Here is a 24741-nt window from a genome sequence, read left to right on the forward strand (position 1 = left end):
GCCAGACCACTGGGTTGATAGGCCGGATGTGGAAGCGAGGACCAAAGACTCGTGAAGCTGACCGGTACTAATAGGCCAACAACTTACACCACACATAACACACTGCACGCGTCCACTATGTGGTTCCCGAACAACAACCGTTCCAGGAACCAACAACTAAATACACAACACCACAGTTGTAACCACACAGTCTTCCCACCCCACACCCGAAACGGTGCGCGGGACGGGTAACAAGGTTACGGCGGTCATAGCGTGGGGGAAACGCCCGGTCCCATTCCGAACCCGGAAGCTAAGACCCACAGCGCCGATGGTACTGCACCCGGGAGGGTGTGGGAGAGTAGGACACCGCCGGACAAACATTAGGTAGAGACCCCCAACCCACACAGGGTTGGGGGTCTCCCGCATTCAAGCGACTGCATTCAAACGAGAAAAAGCAGACCAACACAAGACAAGCCCCGACCACCACAGCCGGGGCTTGACCCATTTAACCCGTGTTTAGCTATGCCCCGTGTTTAGACGTTCCAGAACCCATCGAGTTGCTCCGCCAGTGTTCGGCCTTGGTCGTAACCGGCATGCGCAGCTGCCGGACGTAACGACAGGTCCATTGCATTGGCTCCGAACATGTGCTCGGAGCTGCCCTCCGGGAAGATTGTTTCGACCCGGCTGCCGCCGGCACGTAATTCGTCGACCTGCGCGGCGAGATGCATGCCCCACTCCAGCGGAGTCCGTGTTCTGCCCCCAAATGGTGACAGCACCAGGACGCGTGCGTATACCGAAGCCAGGTCCGCATTCTCGGCGTTGGATCGGTAACCGCCGTCAATGTATCGGCTGTCACCGATGCTGTAGGCGAACCCACTGGCGCAACTGGCGGCTACAGCATCCACCAGTTCCACTCCGCTGTGACGATCGAACTGGACCGGCTGACCCGTTACGGCGTCCACGGCAGTGATGAGCACTGTTCGCTGGGGCCATTGCAAACTTGGGAGTCGGGAGGCAACTGTTGCACGCCACTGTCTTTGCCTTGATTCGTCCGCACTAGCAGGCAGCTCGAGCGCTGCAGCGCCCATCTTGCGACGCATATCGGCAGGATCCTTCGACGCCTCAATGATCTTTTGTGTTCGTTCCAATTGATCCACCACACGCCGCACTGGACCGGACCGGACTGGACTGGATTGTGCTGGACCGGACTGTGCTGGACCGGACTGTACTGGACTGGGCTGTGCTGGACCGGACTGCGGCGGCCGTGGCTGGGGTGGCTCGGCAAGGATAGCTGCATACAGTTCCGACGGGCTCGCGCCAGCTATCTGTGCCGCTGCGGTGGAGCCAGCCGATGTGCCCACCGTCAAGTCGGCCGTGGTCACATCCAAGCCGGCATCGAACATTCCTGCGATGACGCCGATCAGCCACGCATTGCCCGTGGATCCACCGCCACCAAGCACCAGCGCTCGTCCGGCTGTTTGCCCGGGAATCGTGGCGGGTGTTTCCCGCGGCTGGTCCTGGGCAGACCGTGGCTGCCCGGAAGTGGTGGTCGAGGTGCCGGGCAGGGTTGAAAAAGGTGTTGTGTTCATGGGAGTCGCCTTTCGCGAATTGCCTCTGTGGCGCTCCCGTTGGCGACTAGCTGAGTCGCGAGATCGTGTCCTGCGGGGGAGCACCCATTTCGGATACTGCGTTCATGGGTCTCACCTCCTGTTGATAGATCACGATCAACGGGACTCTAACACCGCGCTGACAAGCTGCGCAACAAAGCCATGCTCCAGCAGCCGGGGTGGACATGGTTGCCGGGGGAAATGCGCGTTTCGGCCCCGGTAGAGTTGGTGGTCATGGACAGTATTTTCAGTCATCCCGAGCCGGAGCCTGAGCCCTCGTCACAGGACACCAACGACCTCGAACCCCTGGTGGTGACAGTGGTGGTGCCAACCAGCGTTTCACATGCCTTTTTGGGTTTTACGGACCATCCCCATCTGTGGTGGCCGCTTGAGGAGGAGAGTGTGTTCGGCGCGGGATCACACGTGGAATTCGAGGAGAACCTGATCCTGGAGACGGCCGAGGACGGGCGCACTTCGGTTTGGGGAACCATCGATGACTGGCAGCCGCCGTTGTCCTTCCATGCAAGCTGGTATCCGGCGAGCACGCCCCTCTGGTCCACGGAATTGAGGGTCTCGTTCAGGGCGGTTGAGGGTGGCACGGAGGTGCGGTTGGTTCATGACGGTTGGGAAGGTGCAGAGGATCCTGCTGCCAGCCGGGCATCGTATGCGGAAGGTTGGCCTCGCGTCCTGGAACGCTATGTACGGTTCATGGGCGGGACAGTTGCCTAGGGTCAGGCGACTTCGTGCTGAGGATTGGTCACTCCTGAAGAAAGTCCGGCTGGAAATGCTGACGGACACGCCCATGGCTTATGTCGAAAGCCTGGAGGCAGCGCGACGGCAAACGGATGCGCAGTGGCAGGAGCGGACTGCCGCCATGGCCGGCGATTCCAGCGTGACGTTGGTGGCTGACGGCGGCGCGGATGGAAGTCCGTTCTGTGCACTGATGAGGGTTGTCGTGAAACATCCTCAAGACCCGCAGAAGCCCCTTCAGGCCATGCTGATAAGTGTCTACGTTGCCCCCGAACATCGAGGTCTGGGGTTGGCTGATGAGCTCCTTCACGCGGCGTGCGAGGCTGCCCGGGTCGATTTGGGTGCCAAGGTCTTGGAGTTGGGCGTCCACGAGGACAATACGCGGGCGCTGGCTTTCTACCGGCGGCACGGTTTCAACACCACAGGGGACAGTCGGCCGTATCCGCAGGACACGTCCAAACGGGAACTGGTCATGGAAAAGGTCCTGGAGCAGTAGCCGTTGGTTGAGGCGGGAGCCCCGGTTCCCGGGATGAGCGCCAGCCTAGGTAGCGTCGCTCCTGGGCACGGCCGTGCTCGAACGAACCACGAGCCTGGTGGGGTGTTCAGTATCGGACGGTTCAAGGACCAGGCCATTGTTGATGGCGCCCAGTAAGGTGCGCACGGCCAGTGCTCCTTGCCCCTTCGCGTCCTGGTCGATGGTGGTGAGGCCCATGACCTTGCCGAGGTCGTGTCCGTCGATGCCGATGACCGAGAGGTCCTCTGGAATCCGCAGGCCGAAGTCACGCGCAGCAAGAATGGTGCCGATGGCCATCTCGTCTGATGCCGCGAACACCGCTGTTGGTCGCTCTGGTGCGCCTCCCAGCAATTGTCGGGCAGCGGCGTAAGCGCCTTCGATAGTGAAGTCGGCGGAAACGATCCATTCGGGCCGAACCTGGCAGCCGGCGTCGTTCATTGCTTTCTCGAAACCACCGCGCCGTGTCCCGGGAAGCTGGAAGTCCTGCTCGTATGCTTCTTCGCCGGTCATGTGGGCGATCTTGGTGTGACCCAGGCCGATCAGGTGGTTGGTGGCTTGCTGTGCAATCGCGGAATCATCGATCCGGATGGTGGACGCCCCCGGAAGGGGGCCGCCGATTCCAACGATCGGCCGGTGCACGGCGAGGAGCTGCTGCATCTCGTCCTCGCTGAGCTCCAGGGAGACTGCAATGACCGCGTCCACGCGCTTGCGCAGCAGGAAGTCGTTGAACACACTGTGCCGGTGTTGAGGGTCTTCCCCGATGTTGTAGAGCGTGAGGTCGTATCCGGCACTCAGGAGCGCCGCGGAGGCACCCTCGATCACCGCTGAATAGAACCAGCGGTGGACCGAGGGCACCACCAGGCCAACGTTGTGGGTGCGGCCGGAAGCCAGGCTCGAGGCGTGATAGGAGAGCACGAAGCCAAGCTCGGCTGCGGCTGCACGTGCCCGTTCCCGGCTGGCGGGGGAGACGTTGCCTTTGCCACTGAGCGCGCGTGAAACCGTGGCAACGGAGAGTCCCGATCTCTCGGCTACGTCCTTGATGCCGGTCATGCTGCTCCTCGGTGGGAAAGTTAGCTGGTTGTGAGCCAGATGCTCTCCCCCGAGCTTAGTAGATCGGTGCCCTGCAGATTGGAGCCCACGGGATGGGCGCCGGCTGCTGCCGAACTGCGAAGTATTACCTTGCCGTCGGGAAGCGGCAGGGGCTGGTTACCCACATTCATGATCACCAGGATGTCGCCGTTGAGGTAGGCGAGCGAGGAGTCGGTGCAGTAGTCCTCCACCCATGCCAGGGAACCCTGGCCCAGCCGACGTTCGGCGCGTTCGGCGAGCATTTCCCGGTAAAGGCTAAGGTGCGACGCCGGATCCTCCTGTTGCTTGTCCCTCGCCAAGGCGGCCCAGGACTCTGGTTGCGGCAGCCAGGGTTCCTGGCCATCGCCGAAACCGGCATGCAACTCCGACGAACGCCAGGGCAACGGTACGCGGCAGCCGTCCCGGCCTATCCTTTCTCCGCCGGTCCGGGCGAAGGTTGGGTCCTGACGCATGCTTCCGGGAATGCTTGTGGAGTCAGGCAGCCCAAGCTCTTCCCCTTGGTACAGGTAGGCAGCACCGGGGAGGCCGAGCATGAACATGGTGGCCGCGGCAGCCCGGCGTCGTCCGAGTTCTTCATTGGGCTGTACGTCGTCGGGACCGATGCCGTCGCCGTCGCGGGGACCGGGACCCTCGTAACCGAAGCGCGAGGCGTGCCGGACGACGTCGTGGTTGGACAGCACCCATGTGCTGGGAGCGCCAACCGCGTCCAGTGAGACCAGCGAATCGGTGATGATGTGGCGCAGGCGGTTCACGTCCAGGCCGGCGTGCAGGTACGGGAAGTTGAAGGCCTGGTGCATTTCGTCGGGCCGGACCCACTGTGCCAGCCGTGGAAGGGGATCGACGTTGGCTTCGGCGCAGAGGATCCGGTCGGGGCCGTATTCCTCCAGGATGGAGCGCCAGCGCCGGTAGATATCGTGCAAGGCGGGCTGGCCGAACATGGGGGCATCGTGGCCGGGGTAGCCATCGGAGCTGTTGCCATCCGCGCGTCCGCCCCAGTTGGGCAGGCCGGCGGCCTTAACCAGCGCGTGGGCCACGTCAACCCTGAAACCGGAAATGCCGCGGTCCAGCCAGAAGCGGAGGACCCGCTCAAACTCGGCGTGCACGGCATCGTTGTCCCAGTTGAAATCCGGCTGGGAGGAATCAAAGAGGTGCAGGTACCACTGTCCGGGCTGGCCATCCGGTTCCATGATCCGGGTCCAGGCGGGGCCGCCAAAATGGGACTGCCAGTTGTTGGGAGGTTCGTTTCCGTCAGGTCCTTGGCCGTCCCGGAAGATAAACATGTCCCGCTCGCGGCTGTTGGCCGGAGCCGCGAGTGCGGCTTGGAAGGCGGCGTGTTGGTCGGAGCAGTGGTTGGGAACAAGATCTGCAATGACCCGCAGGTGCAGGCGGTTGGCTTCGTAGATGAGGGCATCGAAGTCCGCGAGGCTGCCGAACAGCGGATCGACATCGCAATAGTCGCTGACGTCATAACCTGCGTCCCGCTGCGGTGAGCGGTAGAAGGGCGAGAGCCAGACGGCATCAACGCCCAGTTCGGCGAGCTGGGAGAGTTCGCGGGTGATACCGGCGAGGTCACCGATTCCGTCGCCATTGAGGTCCCGGAAGGATCGCGGATAGATCTGGTAAATGACTGCGGAGCGCCACCATCCGTGGGCCCGGGAGGCCTCGTGGACGGGGGTCAATGCAGTGAAAGCTGCAGAGGGCGCGGACGCCTCAACTGGAAGCAATGAATCAACAGACATGAACACATCGTAGAAGACCAGACATCAGATTGGAAACGCTTTCAGTCAAAATTATCCTTCCATGACAGCAATGTTTGGTGGCAGGGTTTACCAATCATCGTTTTGACATGTACTGTTTGGAAGCGCTTGCAGTTGTGAGCCACATCACCGACGTTGCCTCTGGGCGAAGAGCCCCGCCGTCGAAGCACATAAGGAAAGGGACACCAATGAAGGTGCACAACACCCTCGCGACTCAGACCACCCGCCGCGTTTTCGCTACCGGCGCGATCTCCGTGGTCGCAGCCCTGGCCCTGAGCGCCTGTGGCGGCAGCGCCTCCACCGCTCCCAGCTCGGAAGCCACGAAGCAGGACCTCAAGGCAGCCGGCGCCGGCACCATCACCATGTGGGTGGACGCCGAACGGTCGCCGGCGTTGAAGGACATCACCGAAAAGTTCAAGTCCGACACCGGCATCGAAGTCAAGCTCGTAGTGAAGGATTTCGCTGCCGTCCGCGATGACTTCATCACTCAGGTTCCTACCGGCCAAGGCCCGGATCTGATCGTTGGACCGCATGACTGGATTGGAAAGTTTGTTCAAAATGGTGTGATCGCACCGGTGGAACTGGGCGACAAAGCCAGCCAGTTCCAGGATTCGTCCATCAAGGCCATGACCTACAACGGCGCCGTCTATGGCGTACCGTACGCGATCGAGAATATTGCCCTCCTGCGCAACACCAGCATCGTGGACAGCAAGGCGAGCACCTTGGATGAGGTAGTGGCCAACGGCAAGAAGGCCGTTGCAGAAGGCAAAGCCACGTTCCCGTTCCTGGTGGGCATGGATCCCAAACAGGGCGATCCGTACCACCTGTACCCGCTGCAGTCATCCATGGGTTCGCAGGTTTTCGGTAAGAACGCCGACGGCGGTTACGATGCCAAGCAGCTGCTCATTGGTGACGCTGCCGGCGTCGAATTCGCCAGGAAGCTGGCCGCTTGGGGCGATGCCGGCGAGAAAATCATCAACTCCAACATCACGGGCGACATCGCCAAGGAGAAGTTCCTTGCCGGAGAATCTCCTTACTTCCTGACGGGCCCGTGGAACGTGCCGGATGTTCAGAAGAAGGGCATCAAGTTCGCAGTTGATGAGCTGCCCACGGCCGGTGGCGAGGCAGCGCAGCCATTCATCGGCGTCAACGGCTTCTTCATCAGCGCCAAGAGTGCCAACGCCCTGGCCACCAATGAGTTCGTCACCAACTACCTCACCTCAGAGTCCGCCCAGGACTCCATGTACACGGCCGGCGGTCGCCCGCCGGCGCTCAAGGCATCCTTTGAGAAGGCAGCCAGCGATCCCGTAGTGGAGGCCTTCGGCAAGATAGGCGCCACCGGCGTGCCAATGCCGGCCATCCCCGAAATGAGCGCCGTCTGGGCTGACTGGGGCGCCACGGAACTGGCCATCATCAAGGGCCAGGGCGATCCCGCTGAAGCGTGGACCAAGATGGCCGCGAGCATCAAGTCCAAGATCGGCGGCTGACGCCGCAACCGGTGATTCCACCGGTCTGCCCGGGGTCGGACGGTGCCCGCCGTCCGACCCCGGACCCACCGTCCGGCCCATGCCAGCCGCAAACTGCTTTACTCCAAGGATCAAAGATGCCAGAGCCAGATCTCCACGAACTGCCAGCCAGTCCAGCCAGTACGACGCCGGTGCAGCCGCCTCGCGGTGCTCCCCACCAGAAGGCTGCACACCAGAAGGCTGCCCGCCGGAACGCTGCCCGCCGGAACACTGCACGCCGGAAAATAGGGAACAGCCGCCGGGGCCCCGACTCCATCAAGGGCACCATCCTAAAGATCGTCCTGTTGGGCGTGGTGGATGCCTTTGCCGTGTACGTGCTGATGATGCTGTTCCTGAGCCAATCATGGGCCGCGCTCGCTATCTCCTCGCTGGTGGTCCTGGCGATTAACTGGATCTATTTGCGCAGGGGCGGGCTTCCGGCGAAGTATCTGGCTCCTGGTGTGCTGTTCCTGCTGGTGTTCCAGGTCCTGGTGGTGTTCTTCAGCGGGTATATCGCCTTCACCAACTATGGCGACGGGCATAACAGCACCAAGGAAGACGCCATCGCGGCCATCCAGCTGACTGCCCAGAAGCGCGTCCCGGATTCGCCCGCATACAAGGCGGCCGTGCTGACCAAGGGGGATACGTTCTACCTCTTGTTTACGGACCCCTCCGGCAAAGCTCAGATAGGCAGCACGGAGGCGCCGCTCACTGACGTCTCCGGGGCGGGAAAGGATGCCACCGGCAAGGCCAACTCCCTTCCCGGTTACGAAACACTGAAATTCCAGGAGATCGTGGCCAACCAGCAGGAAATCCTGAAGACTACCGTTCCCGTCTCGGAGGACCCCGCTGATGGAACCCTGCGCACCGCCGACGGCAGCACCGCCTACCAGTTCAAGCCGGCGCTGAGCTACGACGCCGCCACCGATACCTTCACTGACAGCGAGACCGGCACAGCCTACCGCGACAACGGCAAGGGCGCCTTCGCGGACGCTGACGGAGAGACGTTGGCCACCGGCTGGAAGATCGACGTAGGCATGGAGAACTTCGCCCGCGCCTTCACCGATCCGAGCCTCCGCGGTCCACTCCTGGGCGTCATTCTTTGGACTTTCACCTTCTCCGTAGCCTCCGTTGCCTTGACGTTCGCCATGGGGCTGTTCCTGGCCATCACCTTCAACCGTGAGGATCTGCGCGGCAAAAAGGTTTACCGGATCCTGATGATTTTGCCCTACGCATTCCCGGCATTCCTGTCTGGATTGGTGTGGGCGGGCATCCTCAACCCCGAGTTCGGGTGGCTCAACCAGACACTGCTGGGCGGGGCGAACATTGGCTGGCTCACGGACCCTGTCCTGGCAAAGATCAGCGTGCTGGTGGTCAATGTGTGGCTCGGATTCCCGTACATGTTCCTGGTATGCACCGGGGCACTCCAATCCTTGCCAACAGAAATTGACGAGGCTGCCCGCATGGATGGAGCATCCCCATGGCGAGTGTTCCGCTCCATCAAGCTGCCGCTGCTGCTGGTCTCGGTGGCACCGCTGCTGATCTCCTCCTTTGCGTTCAACTTCAACAACTTCAATGTCATTTACATGTTGACCGGTGGCGGCCCGCGCTTTGCAGACACCGATCGCGATATCGGAGCCACGGACATCCTGATCACTCTGGTCTACAAGGTGGCGTTCGGCCAAGGCACAGGGCGCGACTACGGACTGGCAAGCGCGCTCGCCATCATCATCTTCATCATCGTGGCCACGATTTCGGCCATTAGCTTCAAGCAGACCAAAGCACTCGAGGACGTGAACTAATGAGCGAGGCACAGGTACGCACACTCCCCACCATTGAACATGCGCACGACGGCGGTCCCGCATCGCCGGCGCCAAAGCGGCGTCCCTTTGGGGTTTGGTTCAAAGACAAGGGCTGGCGGCACGCTGTCGGTATCGTCACCACCATCTTCGCCGTGTTCCCGCTGCTCTATGTTTTGTCGGCGGCACTGGACTCCAACGGCACCTTGGTAGGCTCCAACGGTCTGTTCTCCAGATTCGATACCGGCAACTTCACTGCGCTCTTCAGCGATCCAAGCCGTCCCTTCGGCCGCTGGTTCCTCAATACCCTGCTGGTGGGCCTGGTTACTTCCGCCGCCACGGTCTTCCTGGGGGCGATGGCCGCGTACGCGTTCTCCCGTATGCGCTTCAAAGGCCGACGTGTGGGACTGTTGACCCTGCTCCTGCTGCAGATGTTCCCGCAACTGCTGGCCGTCGTCGCGATCTTCCTCCTCCTCAGCGGCATCTCGCAGGTGATCCCCGCCCTGGGCCTTGGCAGCCAACTGGGGCTCATTATGGTGTACCTCGGTGGCGCCCTGGGCGTGAACACGTACCTCATGTACGGCTTTTTCAACACGGTCCCGCAGTCCCTGGACGAAGCTGCCAAGATCGATGGTGCCAGCCATGTCCAGATCTTCTTCGGCATCATCCTGCGCCTGGTCACTCCCATCCTGGCGGTTGTTGGACTCCTGGCATTCATCGGTATCTCAAGTGAATTCGTGATCGCCAGCGTTGTTCTGACCGATCCTGATAGCCAGACACTCGCCGTCGGGCTCTATTCCTACGTGGCACAGCAGCGTTCGGAGAATTGGGGCGTCTTCGCCGCTGGCGCCGTCATCGCGGCTATCCCGGTCATGGCGCTGTTCCTCTTCCTGCAGAAGTACATCGTCAGCGGCCTTACCGCTGGCTCAGTAAAAGGATGACCATGTCGCTTGCCCTTCCACATCACGACGGATCCGCTCTTTATGTTTCGAGTCATGCTCCCGGTCGGATTTCCTTGGACGAGGTTGTTCGGCTTCGCCTGCGGGTTCCGCAGGAGTGGGGTTCCGCGTCCCGCGTTTGGGTCCGTTCCGTGCAGGACGGCGAGCCGCGGTACGACGCCGCGATCCGGCTCGGCAGCATCGATGGCTGGGTCTGGTGGGAAACGGCGATGCTGGTGGCCAATCCTGTAGCGAAATACCGGTTCCTGCTGGAAATCGAGATCAGCAGCGCGAGTGGGCGGGACTATTGGAACCTCAACGCCCACGGGCTTTTCAACAGAGACGTTGCTGATTCAGCGGACTTCCGCCTCACCACATTTGCCCCCGCACCGCAGTGGCTGCATCAGTCCACCATGTACCAGGTGTTTCCGGACCGCTTCGCCCGCTCTGCCCAAGCCGATGCGCACCCCCTCCCGGACTGGGCTGTGGGCAGCTCGTGGGATGAAGCAGTGGTGGCTACCGGGCGGGAAACGCCCATTCAGTTCTATGGTGGTGACCTGCCCGGAATCACGGGGAAACTGGACCATCTCCAGGAACTGGGCATCGACGTTCTCTACCTGACGCCCTTCTTCCCGGCCCGTTCCAACCACCGCTACGACGCCTCCACCTTCAACTCCGTGGACCCGCTCCTTGGCGGGAACCAAGCGCTGGTGGAGTTGGTGGAGGCGGCGCATTCCCGGGGCATTCGTGTGATGGGTGACCTTACCGCCAACCACACGGGCGATGCACACGACTGGTTCGTGAAGGCTCTCGCCGATCCCGGCTCGGAGGAAGCGGGTTACTACTACTTCAGCGAGGACCATTCGACCTACGAGTCGTGGTGGGGTGTGCCGTCGCTGCCGAAACTTAACTGGTCTTCGGACGCCCTCCGGCGGCGTTTCGTGACGGACGAGGATTCGGTGGTTGCCCGGTGGCTCAAGCCGCCCTTCAACCTGGACGGCTGGAGGATAGACGTCGGCAATATGACCGGACGCCTTGGCTCCGTGGATCTGAATCACGAGGTTGCCCGGCTCATCGCCGAGCGGGTCCGTGAGATCAATCCGGATGCAGCTTTGTTGGCCGAGTCCACATCCGACGCCGCGCCGGACTTCACGGGTGAGCACTGGCACGGTGCCATGACCTACTCCAACCTCACCCGGCCACTGTGGTCCTGGCTTGCGGGGGATGCACCGCACGTAAACTTCTTCGGCTCGCCCCAGGCAGGACCCAACAAGATCGAGGCCGAAGCCTTCCTGGCCACCCATCTGGACCTCACTGCGGGATTTAGCTGGGGTGTGCGAAATAACACGATGAATGCGCTCAACACACACGACACCGCACGCGCAGCGACAGTAATGCTCGACGGCGGCCAGGAAGTTGGCGCTCTGCTCACCTTCACCCTGCCGGGCGTTCCTGTCCTGTTCGCGGGAGACGAGTTTGGCCTTGAAGGCTTCAACGGCGAGGACTCCAGGACGCCCATGCCGTGGGGCTGGCAGGAAGGAAAATCCGGCCGCCACCCCGTCAAGGATCTGCGTTCCTTCTACTCGGCCCTGGGGCGGCTAAGGAGTGGGCTGCCCGCACTCACCGAAGGCGGGCAGCGCTGGATTCATGCGGAGGCGGACGCCGTGGTATTCGTGCGTGAGACCACCGATTCTGCAGTCCTGGTCATGGCCGTCCGCGACTCCGCCCGGGTCTGCCTGGATAAGGCCGTCCTTTCCAAGCTGCAACTCGAATCGCTGTCCGACGCACCCCTGCACAGCTTTGGGAACATCACGACGAGCCGGGGGAGTGAGGGCGACGTACTACTATGCGCGGACGGCATTTCTGCTGGTATCTGGTCCCTGCCCGGAACCTGCCTTCCTACGGTGGTGGGTGGCGCTGATTAGACTGGGAGCACTGAAAACTCTGCGAAGACTGCCGATTTGGCGTGTCCGCGGAGCTCATGTGTGAAGGGACCACCTTGTCGGACGAAACGGCTATGGCCGGAACAACAGAGGAAAGCATCAAAGGCCGCACTGTCGGCCGCCCGGAAGCCGTGCAAACGGACGCCGGCCACAGTGCCAGGCAGCGCGCGTTCTTGGAGAGCCTTGCCGGCGGACTCCGGCCCGGCCAGATCGCCGAAGATGAAGCCACCCGCACGGTCTATTCCGTAGATCAAGGGCCATTGCTGGAACGGCACCTGCCGCTCGCCGTCGTCTGGGCCGAATCCGTGGAAGACGTCCAAAATATCGTTCGCAGTTGCGCCGCCCACCAGGTGCCAATCGTCGCGCGTGGTGCCGGAACGGGTGTCTCGGGAGGCGCACACGCCACCCAAGGCTGCATCGTGCTCAGCCTGGAACGAATGAACCGCATCCTGGACCTCAACCCCGACGACGAGACCGCCGTCGTCGAACCTGGCGTCATCAACGCCGAACTCAATGCCGCAGCCGCCGAACACGGACTCATGTATGCACCGGATCCGGCCAGCTACAAGATGTCCACCATCGGCGGCAACGTAGCCACCAACGCAGGTGGACTGCGCTGTGCAAAATACGGAGTGACACGGGATTCTGTGCTGGCCTTGGACGTTGTCCTGGCCGACGGTTCACTGCTCCACACCGGGCACCAAACCTTCAAGGGCGTTGCCGGATACGACCTCACGGCACTCCTGGTGGGCTCCGAAGGGACACTCGGAATCGTCGTGGGCGTGACGGTCCGCCTGAGGTACCTGCCACGCGAAGTCCACACCATCGCCGCGTTCTACCAGGACTTCCGCAGCGCCGCCGCAGGCGTCCTGGCAGTAGGAAAAGCCCGGGTCCAGCCAGCCATCATGGAGCTCCTGGACAACGGAACACTCATCCAGCTCGATGAGATGAACGGCTCAGACCTGCAAACCCGCGGAAAATCCCTGCTGCTGATCCAAACAGACGGTTTTGGAGCAGCCGCGGAAGCCGACGTCGTCCGGCAAGTACTCGCCGAAGGCGGAGCCACCGTCACCACCGAAGCCAGCGAAGAAGCCGAAATGCTCGTCGAACTACGCCGCAACAGCCGCGGCGTGGAAATGGACGACGAATTCAGGGTAGGCGAGGACATCGCTGTGCCACGCTCCAGGCTGGTGGACTTCGTGGCTGAACTCGAAGCCATGGCCGACCGCTTCCAGGTCCGCCTCAAAGTGGTGGCCCACGCTGGAGACGGAAACCTCCACCCCACGTTCTGGATGGACCGGGTAGACCCCGCCACAGACGCCGACGCCCTGGTACGCCTCAACGCTGCCCTTGATGAATCGATCCGGGTCGGCCTCGAAATGGGTGGCACGATTACCGGCGAGCACGGCGTGGGGCAGTACAAGCTCCGATGGCTCGGACTGGAGCAACCTGAGCCGGTGCGGGAACTGCAGCGGCGGATCAAGGAGTTGTTCGATCCTGCCGGGATTCTTAATCCGGGGAAGGCTATTTAGGGGTCTTTCGTCCGGCGGTGGTGGGCCGTGCGACGGGCCGGGTGTCAGGCCCGTGTGGCGGGGGTAGCGGGCCGCAGGGCCGAAACGCTCGGCGCGCTCGGTCGTTCCTCCCTTAGACGCGCGCTGCCGCGTTCCGGCCCTGCGGCCCTTTCGTTCGGCTCGCCACGGGCGCTGCCGCGTTCCGGCCCTGCGGCCCTTTCGTTCGGCTCGCCACGCGCGCTGCTGCGTTCCGGCCCTGCGGCCCTTTCGTTCGGCTCGCCACGCGCGCTGCCGCGTTCCGGCCCTGCGGTCCTTTTTTGCCACCCCATCTTCTTTCGGTACTGGTATTCCAAATAGTGATTCCTCTTTTTTCGCGTCGCATACGTCGGGCGGTAATTGGCGGGTTTACTTTGAGTCGCGCTCCTCGTAGTCTTGTTTGGTATACCAAAGATGCTATGAGGAGAATTGCGTGCGCGAGAAGCGTTTGGGGCTGGGTGGGCGGCGTTCTCGGGTGTCCCGTGTCCTGGTGTTGTTGGCTTTGGTGCTGGTCTCCGTCAATCTTCGGCCTGCCATCACCACCATTGCCGGTGTGATGAACCAGGTTCCGGGGGCGTTTCACTTGGATCCCGCTATGCTCCCTGTTTTGGGTACGTTGCCGGTGCTGGCCTTCGGTGTTTCCGGGCCGATTGGGCCGTGGCTTGCGCGGCGGTTTGGAACAGGGCCTGCCGTGGCGCTTGCACTGTTGGTACTCGCTGCCGCGTTGATCGTCAGGGTCCTTGTACCCCTGCTCCTCCTGCCCGGCACGTTCCTTGCAGGCATGGCAATCATGACGGCCAGTGTGCTGGTTCCGCAGATCGTCAAGGCGAACCACGGCTCCGGCTGGTGGACGGGACTTTGCACCATGGGCTTTGGGCTTGGAGCAGCGCTCGGCGCAGGTTTGGTCCAGCCCCTTGCCCAGGCCTTCGGGGGGAGCCTCGCCTGGGCGCTGGCGGTGTGGGCCGTCCCGGCACTGTTGGGAGCATGCCTCATCCAACGCTCCGGAAGACGGTCGACGGCGGCAGGCGCCTCCACTCGCAAAGCAGGGTCAGCGGCAGGCGCCGTTTCGTCGCTGACGCAGGGCGCGCCGTCGTTCCCTGGGATCTCGGCGCCTGGGATCCCGGCGCCAGTCAGCCCGTCGGAAGTCACGCCGCTGCAAGTCACACCGCTGCGTAAGCAGCGCACAGCCTGGGCTGTCACGGCCTTCTTTGGACTTCAGGCCATGCTCTACTTCGCGATCACGTCATGGCTGGCGGTCTATCTCGTCTCCAAGGGGCTATCATCGGCGGACGCTGCTGCGTTGCTGGCCTGGTTCAGCCTTGCGGGGCTCCCCGCGAGCCTGCTGGCTCCTGTACTGGCCGGTCGTCCTGCCATCCTGCGGATCATGGCACCCGGCCTGGGACTGGCGGTTGCCCTGGCACTTTTAGGAGTCCTCGCGGTGCCGTCCGCCCTGCAGTTCGTGATGGTGGGGATCCTGGGAGTCGTCCAGAGCGCCGGGTTCGGCCTGGCGATGGCTTTGGTAGTGATCCGCTCCTCAGGTCCGCAGACAGCGGGAAAGCTCTCGGCCATGAGCCAAGGGCTGGGGTTCGCCCTTGCCTCGCTCGGTCCACTCGTCGCCGGGCTGCTCCATGCATGGACCGGAGGCTGGGAAGTGACGTTCTGGGCACTCGCGGCCCAAGCGGTGGTTCTGGCCGCTGCAGGCTTCCTGGCCATACGTGGGCCCGTAGTGAATGTTGAGCCGGTAAGCCGTAATGCATCCCCCAACGGACTATTCACCCTCGCGCGCGGGGGTGAATAGTCCATTAGACGGGGTTCGACCACTGTCGGCGGGCTATGCTCCGGCGTATCCTCTGCGATATGACCAACTCAACGTCTGCCGACAACACCCCCCACACTCCCGCCACTGAAGTCCTGGAGACCAACGAATGCTGGGAACTCCTCCGCGGAGTTTCAGTGGGCCGGCTTGCCGTGTGGGTGGACAACCACCCGGACATCTTTCCGGTGAATTACAAAGTAGACCACGGGACCATGGTTTTCCGCACAGGGGAGGGCACCAAGCTTCATGCAGCCCTTGGTGACGCTCCTGTTGCGATCGAGGCTGACGGTGTCGATGCGCAAACCGGAGTGGCCTGGAGCGTCGTGGCCAAGGGGCAGGCTTCCGCCGTGAAGCTGACGCAGGACGTGCTGGATACCATCGGCCTGCTGCTGTTTCCATGGGAGGCCGGGCAAAAGGACCAGTTCATACGCATTGTTCCATCGGACGTCTCCGGGCGTCGTTTCAAGGTGACGCCTCCTGCAACCTGGTGGACGCCGCTGGATGATGCGCCCACAGCCAGGGGCGAGTAGCGCTTAACGCCGGAACCCGCTCCTGTCCGCACTCAGACCGTTGTAGGGTCGGGAGTTCGGACACGAGCGGGTTCCGCAGCAGTTAGAGCAGTTCCAGTTGGTCGGCCACCACCTTGCCGGCGTGGATCACCGTGCGGTCCTTGCCCCGGTCCATGACTGTGGAAGCTACGGTCTCGCCGTCCACCAGAAGCAGCTCGGCCGGATCTCCGACGTCGACGCCGGGACGGTGGGCAGTGTCCTTCAGCCTGGTAGCGCTGGGGTCAAGGATGCTCGCCCCACCGATGGTGGCGATCGCCAGGCAATGCTCGATTAACTCGTCCTTGCGGAAGCCATGGGTGAATGCGAGCTGCCAGGTGCGGTCCAGCATGTCCGTGTTGCCATAGGGGGACCAGTAGTCCCGCTGTCCGTCCTCGCCCAATCCATAACGCACCCCGGCTTCTGTCAGGAGCGGGATGGGCAGTTGGCCTGCGGCAGCCGGGGCAACCGAAACCATGGATACGTCAAGTTCCGCGAAGGCATCAATGAGCCTGCGCGTGGTGGCCTCGTTGACGCTGCCCAGTTGGTAGGCGTGGGACATGGTGACCTTGCCCTGCATACCCAGCGCCCGCGTGCGTTCCAACACGAGGTCGGTGCTGAAGACGCCCAGCTCGCCGGGCTCATGGAGGTGGATGTCGATTGGCACCTGGTACTTCTCAGCCAGGCCGAACACGATGTCCAGGTGTTTCGCCGGATCCCGGTCCAACGTGCACGGATCAATCCCACCCATGACGTTGGCACCCGCCTTCAGCGCCTCCTCCATGAGCTCCACAGTCCCGTCTTCAAGCAACAATCCGGCCTGCGGGAACGCGATGATATCCACGGAAGCCTGACCCGCGAACTTCTCCTTGGCAGCAGCAACGGCGTCGAAACGCTCCAGCCGGCAGTCCACATCCACCTGCGCATAAGAACGAACACGCGTAGTGCCACGGGCGATCATCCGGCCCAGGGTGTCATTGACGCGGTCCTGCAGGGGGACTTCGGCGTTGCGCCAGTTGAGGCGGTCGTTCATCATCATGGTCCACACACCCGGACCGCCGGTGTGCTCGCGGAACGGCAGGCCGATCCGGGTGGAGTCCAGGTGCACGTGGACGTCGGAGAAGGACGGCAGCAGGAGGCGTCCACGGCCTTCCACAACGGTCACGCCATCTGGAACGACGCGCTCAGGGTCATGGGGCTCGACGGCGGTGATCTTGCCGCCTGCTTCGCCCGCCGCAAGGGTGACGTCGCTGAGCGCGTTCCCCCAAGGACGGACGGCGCGGATCAGGGTATTCAATGTTTGCTCCTTTGCTGGTGAATCTATGTCCTGCGTCTATTGCACGCCTGCCATGGCTGCCGCGGCCATACCTGTGTGGTGGCAAGCTGGCGCGGCGGGCTGGGCAGGCGTGGGAATCTGGTCGATGCAGCGTTGGCGCTGTTCCTCGGGAAGAGTGCCGATCAGAGGGCACCGGGTCCGGAAGACGCAGCCGCTGGGCGGATTGGCCGGTGATGGGAGGTCTCCCCGGAGACGGATTTTCACTTGCTCGCGTGCTGCCCGGGGATCCGGCAGGGGCACTGCAGAGAGCAAGGCCTTGGTGTACGGGTGCCGCGGGTTCTGGAAGAGCTCATCCCGGGGCCCCTGTTCCACGATCTTGCCCAGGTACATTACGGCAACGTCATGGGAGATGTGCCGGACCACGGAGAGGTCGTGGGCAATGAAGATGTAGGAAACGCCGGTGTCGCGCTGGATCTGTTGCAGGAGGTTCACTACCTGCGCCTGCACGGAGACGTCCAGCGCGGAGACGGGCTCGTCGCAAACAATTACCGACGGGTTGAGGGAGATGGCCCGGGCAATTCCGACGCGTTGCCGCTGCCCACCGGAAAACTCGTGCGGGAACCGGTTGTAATGCTCAGGTTTGAGCCCCACTTGGTCAAGGAGTTCCTTGACCCGGTTCTTCAGGCCGCCCTGCGGATTGATCTTCTGCGCCACCATGGGAGCTGCAATCGCTGTGCCCACTGTCTGCCTCGGGTTCAGGGAGGCGAAGGGGTCCTGGAAGATCATCTGGACCTTGCGCCGGAAGTTGTACAGGTCCTTGCCGCGCAGCTGGCTGATGTCGGTGCCATCCACCATGATCCGCCCGCCCGTCGGGTCCATAAGCCGTGCCACCATGCGTCCCGTGGTCGACTTGCCGCAACCGGACTCACCCACGAGTCCCAAAGTCTGGCCTCGAGCGAGACTGAAGGAGACGCCGTCGACCGCTTTGACCGATCGCTTGGGAGCCCCCGGCAGGAGGCCGCCCTTGAGCGGAAAGTGCTTCTGGAGGTTCTCCACCTGGAGAATTGGTTGATGTTCCATGGCGGGTCCTAACGCGAATTCCGGATGGTAATAATCTGCGGCCCGCTCAGGTGGCAGCGCTTGCCATGCCCGTCGTCCACCGTAAACTCAGGCCTCTGCTTGGCGCAGACGCCGTCGCCCACCAGCTCGGCGTACTGGCACCTGGCGCTGAAGATGCAGCCTTTGGGCAGGTCAAGGAGCGACGGCGGCTGGCCGGGTATTGGGTTCAGCTGGCTCGCGGAGCCGTTCAGGGTGGGCATCGAATTGAGCAGGCCCAAAGTGTAGGGGTGCCGGGTGTCATAGAAGATCTCGTCCACGGGACCCGATTCGACACACTGGCCGCCATACATGACCAGGACGTCGTCGCATATTTCGGCCACGACGCCGAGGTCGTGCGTGATGAGGATGAGTGCGGAATTGGTTTCCTCCTGCAGCTCTGACATGAGGTCCAGGATCTGGGCCTGCACTGTTACGTCCAACGCGGTGGTGGGTTCGTCAGCGATCAGCAGTTCCGGTTCACAGATCAGTGCCATGGCGATCATGGCCCTTTGGCGCATGCCGCCGGAGAAATGGTGCGGGTATTCATCGAACCGCTGCTCGGGACTGGGGATACCCACCCTTCCCAGCATGTCGACGGCGGCTCTCCAGGCCTGCTTTTTGCTCGCCTTGTTATGGACGAGGTAGGCCTCGGCGATCTGGTGTCCCACGGTATAGAAGGGGTGGAGCGCCGAAAGAGGATCCTGGAAGATCATGCCGATGTTGCGGCCACGGAGTTGGCGCATGGCGGATTCGGGCAGTGTGACAAGGTCCTTGCCCTGGAACATTGCCTGTCCGGTGACGTGGGCCGAGGTGCCCTTAAGGAGGCCCATGAGGGCTTGGCTGGTGACGGATTTTCCTGAGCCGGACTCGCCTACGATGCCAAGGGTCTTGCCGCGCTCCAGGGTGAAGTCCATCCCGTTAACGGCAGAGACCAGACCGTCATCCGTGGGGAACTTCACGGAGAGGTTTCGGACGTCCAGGAAGGGGGCGGTGGCCGTGGCGCCCGCTGGGCGGCGGGCAGGGGATGACGTCAGTGGTGTGTGGGTCATTGGAGCCTCACTCGGGGATCGATGGCGGCGTAGGCGAGGTCCACCAGAACATTGGCGACGATGACGAAGAACGCGGCCAGCATGGTGATGGCCATGGTTACCGGCAGGTCACCCGAGATTGCGGCGTGCACGGCAGTGAATCCCAGGCCGGGGACGGAGAAAATCTGCTCGGTAAGGACGGCGCCTCCCAGGAGCAAGCCGATGTCCATGCCAAGCATGGTGACAACAGGTGTGATCCCGGCACGGACGCCGTGCTTGAACGTGACGGTCCGGGGGGCCAGGCCCTTGGCGCGGGCAGTGCGGATGAAGTCCTCGCCGAAGGTTTCGATCATGTTGGTGCGGGTGACGCGGATGTAGGAGGCGCTGAACAGGACGGCCAACGCAATCCATGGCAGCAGGTAGTTTGCCACCCACGCGCCCGGCCCGTGTGGACCAAAGGGGCTATTGATCTCGTTGGTCGTGAACGGCAGTAGGTGCAGCTGGTTGACGAAGAGAAGCAGCAGGAAAAGGCCCGTCACCGGGATGGGCAGCGATACGCCCACCGAGGCCGCGCCGACGATGAACTTGTCCACGGGCGAGCCCTTGCGCAGCGCAGCGAGCAGGCCCAAGCCGACGCCGGTAATGGTCCACAGGATGAGGGCCCCAATGGCCATGGAGAACGTGTACGGGAGCGAGCGGGCGATGATGTCCGCAACGCTCTCATTGGTCTGGAAAGACTTGCCCAAGCATGGCCATTCACAGAGCGTCTGTGCTCCGGGCGCACCAATCATGCGGGGTGAGAAAAGGCCGCGCATGTAGTCGATGTACTGGATAAAGAAGGGCTGGTCCATGCCCAGGGCAACGCGGGCCTCGGCCACGCGTTCGGGAGTGCATTCCTGTCCGCAGGCGGCGGCCGCCGGGTCCGAGGGGCCAAGCTGGAAGAGCGTGAAAGTGATGAAACTGACTGCGGCGAGCAGCAGGACCAACGATCCGGTCCTGCGAAGAATGAAAGTCATCATTGTGGTGGTTGCGGGGCCGCCTGCTGGAGCAGGCGGCCCCGCTTCTCCTTCTGGACTATGCCGATGTTTTGTCGAAGCCCGGTTAGTGCTCGACGCCGACGATCGAGAGGTCGATGCCGCCGAAGAAGTAGCCCACCTGGGCGTTACGGACGTTGGATCCCACCACGCTGTTGGTGTGGCTACGGACGAGCGGGACGATGGGATACGTCTTCAGGGCCGTACCGAACGCCTCGGACCACTTCTTGCCCAGCTCTTCAGAAGTACCGTCCGTGTTGCGCAGGTCAAACATCGTCTTGGAAACTACGGGATCGAAGTAGCGGGAGGTGTTGGAGAAGCCGTAGCTGGTTCCTTCGTTGTTCGGTCCCAGCAGGGGGTCCGCTGACGTACGGACGGAGGCCGGATCGGCACCGCCGCACCAACCCGAGCGGCCCATGTCCGGAAGCTGTTCGCTGGCCAGGACCGAGTAGTAGTTCGGGGCGGGGATGGCCACCAGCTCAACATCGATGCCCAGGGCCTTCAGGTTTTGCTGGACTACGGTGCCGGTGTTCTTGAAGGCATCGCGGTTGTTGGCGTAGCCGTATGTGAGGGACTTGGGGTATTCCTTGCCTTCAAGGAGTTTCTTGGCTTCCTCCAGCTTGGGCTTGCCGGCAGGATCCAGCTCCAGCTCAGTCTCGACGTAACCACGCATCTTGGAGTTCAGCGGGCTCTGGGTGATCTCGCCAAAGCGTCGTCCACCGTACTGCACCAGGATGGATTGGCGGTCCAAGGCCAGGGCGATTGCCTTGCGGACGTCCGGGTCCTTGATCTTTTCCGTGTTCAGGCTGAGGACATCGTTGCAGCCCAGAAGGCCGGATGCGACACGATCCTTGACCTTTGCATCGGCCAGCTTGGCGGAGTCCGAGGTCTGGAGAGCGCCGTTGGAATCGAGGGTAATGGCATTTGGATCCGAGTCAGCCAACAACTGCTGGCTGATGGTTGCCTGCGAGGTGGAGAGGGAGAAGCTGAAGGTATCCGGAAGGGCAGTGCGGTTGGAGTCCGTAGCGGGGTCCCAATGCGGGTTGCGGACCAACTTCAATGACTTGCCACGGTTGTACGACTCCACCATGTATGGCCCCGAAGACACCGGATGGTTGGTGTAGTCCAGCTTGGTGTCTTTGGCCTTGGGTACCGGCGCCGTGTTGGAACGGGATGCCAGGGCCGGGAACTCCGCGAAAGGCTTCTTCAAGTGGAAGATGATGGTGCGGTCATCCGGGGTTTCCACCGCCTTGAGCACAGCGGAAGGATCCTTGTACGGCCCCTTGTACCCGCCGGCGTCGAGCGCTGAATTCAACTCCTGCGGCGCCTGCGTGAAGACATCCTGCGCGAAGGTGCGTTCCACGCCGTACTTGATATCGGCGGAGGTGATGGGTGTGCCGTCCTCAAACTTCACGCCTTCCTTGAGCGTGAACGTCCAGCTGAGGCCATCGTCGGAAACTTTGCCGGTGTCCGTCGCAAGGTCAGGGACCACTGTTGGTGGTTGGCCTGCGGTTTCCTTGGCCATGGTGAGGGTCCGGTAGTACAGCTGGCCCACATTGGCGGTCTGGACGTAGTTGCTGTTGCCGGGATCCAGGGTCTGGAAGTCCGAGGACATCAGGACGTTGAGGTTGCCGCCCTTGGTGTTGAAGCCGGACTTCACCACCACTGGTGCCAACTCCGTGACCGATTCTGCGGACTTGGTGTTGCCGGGCTGGTTCTGGCCAGCGGCGCAGCCTGTTGCGGCCATGGCAATCAGCACGGAAAGCGCCAGTGCTCTCGTGGGGGTTTTCATGATGCTCCTCTTGAAGGGGTTGGGTGGAGGGAGATGTTGGAAGTTAGTGGCGGGAAGCCTTGGGGTCCAGCGCGTCCCGGACGGCGTCGCCCAGGAGGTTGAACGCCAGGACTGTGACGATGAGCATGACGCCAGGCACGGCCAGGAACCATGGATCGCTGAGGTACCAGTTGCCGGATTGCGCGGCGTTCAGCATCTGGCCCCACGACGGTGTGGGGTCCTTGACGCCGACGCCCAGGAAGGAGAGGGCTGCTTCAGCAGAAATGTTGGTGGGGATCAACATGGTGGCGTACACCAGGACGACTCCCATGACGTTGGGGATGATCTGGCGGAACAAGACACTCAGGTGGGAGGCCCCGAAGGAACGGGCCGCTTCGACGAATTCGCGCTCGCGGAGGCTCAGCACCTGGCCTCGGACGATTCGGGCCAGATAAGCCCAGCCGAAGAATCCGAGGATGATCACCAGCGAGGCCATGGGCAGGAAGCTGCCTTCACCCAGCGGCGTGTCCCGGAGGCGCGACTGCAGTATGGGCGTCAGTGAGAGCACTAGTAGAAGGTGCGGAAAGGCAAGGAACAGATCCATGATGCGGCTGATGATGGCATCGGTCTTGCCACCGAAGTAGCCAGCGGCTGCACCGAGCACTGTTCCCAGAACTACGGAAACGGCAGTGGACAGCAGGGCGATGGTGAGGGAAACCTGGCCACCGTAGGCAAGCCGGGCGAACAGGTCGCGGCCCAGGCCGGGTTCGACGCCCAACCAGTGCTCGGCCGATGGATACATATAGCCGGGGAGTGGCAAGCCAGGCGTCTGGAAGTCGTCCAATACTTCGGGGCTGGTGTTGGACGTGAAGGGGTCATTGCCGGACATCGCGCTGAGTACGGGGGCAAGGATGGCGAAGAGCATGATGGCCACCACGACGCACAGGCTCAGGAGCGCGATCTTGCTCCGCCGGATCCTCATCCACGCCGTGGCGAGCAGCGAGCGCGCCTCGGCGGTGGCTGCTTTGCCCTCTGGCGAGGTTGCCGGAGTGGGCGGCGGACTGCCGGTATTCGGTTCGATGGACTGTAGCTGGGTCAACGGTTGTGCTCGTTTCATGATCCAGGGAGCTGGCTCCGCGATTCTTGTATACCAAACTAGATTAGATCAGGATTGATGCGATGTAAATCACAAATAATGTACTGTTTGGAATACCAGATAGTTATTTTGTTCGAGCAAAGGAGTGCACGTGCCCATCAAGGCAACTGCCCGCTACGTCCTGGGGCACAACAACGGGCAACACGTGCTGCTGGAGGATGCCTGCGTCGTCTACAGCGGCGACACCATTGAATACGTCGGGCACAACTACACAGGTCCCGTAGACGAGGAACTCAACCTCGGTGACGCACTGCTGATGCCAGGCCTGATCGACCTCGATGCTCTGACCGACATCGACCACCTCATCCTGGACAGCTGGGCAGGGCCGGAGCAGGCAAAGGGACACCAATGGTCCGAGGACTACTTCCGCAACCGCCGGGCGGATGTCTTTACCGCCGAGGAACGCCAACAGATCCGCAAGTACGCCCTCATCCAACTGGTCCTGCACGGCGTCACCACCTACATGCCCATTGCGTCGGAGGTCCATTCCGAGTGGGCGGAATCTTTTGAGGAACTCGTGGGTATGGCGGAGAGCAGCCGGCGGCTGGGCTTGCGCGGCTACCTTGGGCCCGCATACCGCTCGGGCGTGAACGTCGTGTTGGAGAACGGCGAACGCTCGGTCATGTTCGAGGTCGACCGCGGTCGTGAGGGGCTCGCGGACGCCTTGCGTTTCATCGACCACGCGACGGAGCTGAACGACCCGCTAATCAGCGGCGTCCTGCTCCCATGCCGCATCGAGACCCTGGACATCGAACTGCTCAAAGCCACGGCGGCCGCTTCGGAAGAGCGCGACGTCCTGGTTCGCCTGCACTCGCTCCAGGGACTCGTGGAACGGGAGCTCATCCGGGAAAGGCATGGAGTCACGCCCCTGGAGCTTCTGGACCAAGTGGGCATGCTCAACGAACGCTTGCTGATCCCGCATGCCACGTACACGGACCGCAACCCCGCTGTGTTTGGAGAGGACCGAGGCGACCTCGCCCGGCTGGCAGACAGCGGCGCCAGCATCATCCACTGCCCGCTGACATCCATGCGCTATGGCAGCACCTTGGATTCCTTCAACGCATACAAGGCAGCAGGTATCAATATCTCGTTGGGCACCGACTCCTTCCCGCCGGACCTGGTCCGGGGCATCGACGCGGGCGTGCAGCTGGCCAAGATCCTGGCAGGCAGCAACGACGCCGGCGACCTCGCCGGATACTTCGACGCCGCCACGCTCGGAGGAGCCCGGGCACTGCGACGAACCGATCTGGGCCGGTTGGAGCCCGGGGCCCAGGCAGACATGGTGGCCTTCTCCCTGGGAGACATCCGCGACGGTGTTCACGAGGACCCACTAAGGACACTCACCCTCAACGGCACGGCCCGCCAGGCAGTGCTCTCAGTCGTGGCCGGACGAACCATCATGGCCGACGGTTTCATAGAGGGAGTGGACCTGGATTACTGGCGGGCGAAGGCCCAGGAACTCTTCACCAGGATGCGCAACGCCTACACACTCAGGGATGCCCTGAACCGCCCCTCCGACGAGCTGTTTCCACCCGTGTATGCTCGGTTGGAACGCTGACCGGCGCCGGCCGGCGAATGGAGCGGACGCT

19 protein-coding genes and 1 rRNA gene are annotated in these 24741 nt (G+C 62.6%); 11 read left to right on the plus strand and 9 right to left on the minus strand.

Features of this window, described 5'->3' with window-relative positions; translation table 11 throughout:
* Positions 1-237 precede the first annotated feature (237 nt).
* Positions 238-354: ribosomal RNA gene (gene rrf / locus J2Y41_RS05005) — 5S ribosomal RNA — on the plus strand.
* A gap of 158 nt (positions 355-512) precedes the next feature.
* On the opposite strand, the gene J2Y41_RS05010 is transcribed toward rrf, so the two are convergent.
* A complete protein-coding gene (locus J2Y41_RS05010; protein ID WP_309926741.1) occupies positions 513-1568 on the minus strand; it encodes a patatin-like phospholipase family protein in 1056 nt (351 codons plus the stop codon).
* A 252-nt stretch (positions 1569-1820) separates the two neighbouring features.
* On the opposite strand from J2Y41_RS05010, the gene J2Y41_RS05015 reads away from it, so the two are divergent.
* Together J2Y41_RS05015 and J2Y41_RS05020 are read left to right on the plus strand one after the other, a co-directional pair.
* Positions 1821-2315, plus strand: coding sequence for an SRPBCC domain-containing protein (locus J2Y41_RS05015; RefSeq protein ID WP_224094486.1), 495 nt, complete (start codon positions 1821-1823; stop codon positions 2313-2315).
* On the plus strand, positions 2284-2832 hold the full coding sequence (locus tag J2Y41_RS05020; protein WP_396133459.1) for a GNAT family N-acetyltransferase: 549 nt from the start codon (positions 2284-2286) through the stop codon (positions 2830-2832). The genes J2Y41_RS05015 and J2Y41_RS05020 overlap by 32 nt, the downstream gene beginning before the upstream one ends.
* Positions 2833-2877: 45 nt before the next feature.
* On the opposite strand, the gene J2Y41_RS05025 is transcribed toward J2Y41_RS05020, so the two are convergent.
* Together J2Y41_RS05025 and J2Y41_RS05030 are read right to left on the minus strand one after the other, a co-directional pair.
* Entirely contained in the window at positions 2878-3900 is a 1023-nt protein-coding gene (locus J2Y41_RS05025; RefSeq protein ID WP_224094488.1) for a LacI family DNA-binding transcriptional regulator, read from the minus strand.
* Between the two features lie 20 nt (positions 3901-3920).
* Positions 3921-5678, minus strand: coding sequence for a glycoside hydrolase family 13 protein (locus J2Y41_RS05030; protein WP_309926749.1), 1758 nt, complete (start codon positions 5676-5678; stop codon positions 3921-3923).
* 206 nt (positions 5679-5884) lie between these two features.
* Between J2Y41_RS05030 and J2Y41_RS05035 the strand changes: the two genes are divergently transcribed.
* From J2Y41_RS05035 to J2Y41_RS05065, 7 genes are all read left to right on the plus strand, one after another.
* The gene (locus J2Y41_RS05035; protein WP_309926752.1) at positions 5885-7183 is read left to right on the plus strand and encodes a maltose ABC transporter substrate-binding protein; all 1299 of its coding nucleotides are present in this window, start codon (positions 5885-5887) and stop codon (positions 7181-7183) included.
* A gap of 116 nt (positions 7184-7299) precedes the next feature.
* Positions 7300-9003: an ABC transporter permease subunit gene (locus J2Y41_RS05040; protein WP_309926755.1), complete on the plus strand. Its 1704-nt coding sequence runs from the start codon at positions 7300-7302 to the stop codon at positions 9001-9003.
* Positions 9003-9941 (plus strand): sugar ABC transporter permease, encoded by a 939-nt coding sequence (locus J2Y41_RS05045; RefSeq protein WP_309926757.1) that lies wholly within the window; start codon positions 9003-9005, stop codon positions 9939-9941. Before J2Y41_RS05040 ends, J2Y41_RS05045 begins: the two co-directional genes overlap by 1 nt.
* Positions 9942-9943: 2 nt before the next feature.
* Positions 9944-11863 (plus strand): glycoside hydrolase family 13 protein, encoded by a 1920-nt coding sequence (locus J2Y41_RS05050; RefSeq protein ID WP_309926759.1) that lies wholly within the window; start codon positions 9944-9946, stop codon positions 11861-11863.
* Between the two features lie 92 nt (positions 11864-11955).
* Complete coding sequence (locus tag J2Y41_RS05055) at positions 11956-13413, plus strand: FAD-binding protein (RefSeq protein WP_309926763.1); 1458 nt, start codon at positions 11956-11958, stop codon at positions 13411-13413.
* 448 nt (positions 13414-13861) lie between these two features.
* Positions 13862-15226 (plus strand): MFS transporter, encoded by a 1365-nt coding sequence (locus tag J2Y41_RS05060; RefSeq protein WP_309926765.1) that lies wholly within the window; start codon positions 13862-13864, stop codon positions 15224-15226.
* A 35-nt stretch (positions 15227-15261) separates the two neighbouring features.
* Positions 15262-15774: a pyridoxamine 5'-phosphate oxidase family protein gene (locus tag J2Y41_RS05065; RefSeq protein WP_396133461.1), complete on the plus strand. Its 513-nt coding sequence runs from the start codon at positions 15262-15264 to the stop codon at positions 15772-15774.
* An 82-nt stretch (positions 15775-15856) separates the two neighbouring features.
* On the opposite strand, the gene J2Y41_RS05070 is transcribed toward J2Y41_RS05065, so the two are convergent.
* From J2Y41_RS05070 to J2Y41_RS05095, 6 genes are all read right to left on the minus strand, one after another.
* A complete protein-coding gene (locus tag J2Y41_RS05070; protein WP_309926769.1) occupies positions 15857-17086 on the minus strand; it encodes an amidohydrolase family protein in 1230 nt (409 codons plus the stop codon).
* Between the two features lie 36 nt (positions 17087-17122).
* Complete coding sequence (locus J2Y41_RS05075) at positions 17123-18145, minus strand: dipeptide ABC transporter ATP-binding protein (RefSeq protein WP_309926773.1); 1023 nt, start codon at positions 18143-18145, stop codon at positions 17123-17125.
* 8 nt (positions 18146-18153) lie between these two features.
* Positions 18154-19212, minus strand: a complete 1059-nt coding sequence (locus J2Y41_RS05080; protein ID WP_309926776.1) for an ABC transporter ATP-binding protein — start codon at positions 19210-19212, stop codon at positions 18154-18156.
* Positions 19209-20207: an ABC transporter permease gene (locus J2Y41_RS05085; protein ID WP_309926777.1), complete on the minus strand. Its 999-nt coding sequence runs from the start codon at positions 20205-20207 to the stop codon at positions 19209-19211. The genes J2Y41_RS05080 and J2Y41_RS05085 overlap by 4 nt, the downstream gene beginning before the upstream one ends.
* Positions 20208-20292: 85 nt before the next feature.
* Entirely contained in the window at positions 20293-22017 is a 1725-nt protein-coding gene (locus J2Y41_RS05090; protein WP_309926779.1) for an ABC transporter substrate-binding protein, read from the minus strand.
* Between the two features lie 43 nt (positions 22018-22060).
* Positions 22061-23113 (minus strand): ABC transporter permease, encoded by a 1053-nt coding sequence (locus tag J2Y41_RS05095; RefSeq protein ID WP_224093556.1) that lies wholly within the window; start codon positions 23111-23113, stop codon positions 22061-22063.
* Between the two features lie 130 nt (positions 23114-23243).
* Between J2Y41_RS05095 and J2Y41_RS05100 the strand changes: the two genes are divergently transcribed.
* Positions 23244-24710 (plus strand): chlorohydrolase family protein, encoded by a 1467-nt coding sequence (locus J2Y41_RS05100; protein ID WP_309926782.1) that lies wholly within the window; start codon positions 23244-23246, stop codon positions 24708-24710.
* The last annotated feature ends 31 nt before the right edge of the window (positions 24711-24741 follow it).

Source organism: Arthrobacter sp. 1088 (assembly GCF_031455315.1).
Lineage (GTDB): Bacteria > Actinomycetota > Actinomycetes > Actinomycetales > Micrococcaceae > Arthrobacter.

Coding starts and splice junctions, on each gene's coding strand:
- J2Y41_RS05010 (WP_309926741.1), bottom strand. CDS start 1,568: ATGAACACAACACCTTTTTCAACCCTGCCCGGCACCTCGACCACCACT.
- J2Y41_RS05015 (WP_224094486.1), top strand. CDS start 1,821: ATGGACAGTATTTTCAGTCATCCCGAGCCGGAGCCTGAGCCCTCGTCA.
- J2Y41_RS05020 (WP_396133459.1), top strand. CDS start 2,284: ATGTACGGTTCATGGGCGGGACAGTTGCCTAGGGTCAGGCGACTTCGT.
- J2Y41_RS05025 (WP_224094488.1), bottom strand. CDS start 3,900: ATGACCGGCATCAAGGACGTAGCCGAGAGATCGGGACTCTCCGTTGCC.
- J2Y41_RS05030 (WP_309926749.1), bottom strand. CDS start 5,678: ATGTCTGTTGATTCATTGCTTCCAGTTGAGGCGTCCGCGCCCTCTGCA.
- J2Y41_RS05035 (WP_309926752.1), top strand. CDS start 5,885: ATGAAGGTGCACAACACCCTCGCGACTCAGACCACCCGCCGCGTTTTC.
- J2Y41_RS05040 (WP_309926755.1), top strand. CDS start 7,300: ATGCCAGAGCCAGATCTCCACGAACTGCCAGCCAGTCCAGCCAGTACG.
- J2Y41_RS05045 (WP_309926757.1), top strand. CDS start 9,003: ATGAGCGAGGCACAGGTACGCACACTCCCCACCATTGAACATGCGCAC.
- J2Y41_RS05050 (WP_309926759.1), top strand. CDS start 9,944: ATGTCGCTTGCCCTTCCACATCACGACGGATCCGCTCTTTATGTTTCG.
- J2Y41_RS05055 (WP_309926763.1), top strand. CDS start 11,956: ATGGCCGGAACAACAGAGGAAAGCATCAAAGGCCGCACTGTCGGCCGC.
- J2Y41_RS05065 (WP_396133461.1), top strand. CDS start 15,262: ATGCTCCGGCGTATCCTCTGCGATATGACCAACTCAACGTCTGCCGAC.
- J2Y41_RS05075 (WP_309926773.1), bottom strand. CDS start 18,145: ATGGAACATCAACCAATTCTCCAGGTGGAGAACCTCCAGAAGCACTTT.
- J2Y41_RS05080 (WP_309926776.1), bottom strand. CDS start 19,212: ATGACCCACACACCACTGACGTCATCCCCTGCCCGCCGCCCAGCGGGC.
- J2Y41_RS05085 (WP_309926777.1), bottom strand. CDS start 20,207: ATGACTTTCATTCTTCGCAGGACCGGATCGTTGGTCCTGCTGCTCGCC.
- J2Y41_RS05090 (WP_309926779.1), bottom strand. CDS start 22,017: ATGAAAACCCCCACGAGAGCACTGGCGCTTTCCGTGCTGATTGCCATG.
- J2Y41_RS05095 (WP_224093556.1), bottom strand. CDS start 23,113: ATGAAACGAGCACAACCGTTGACCCAGCTACAGTCCATCGAACCGAAT.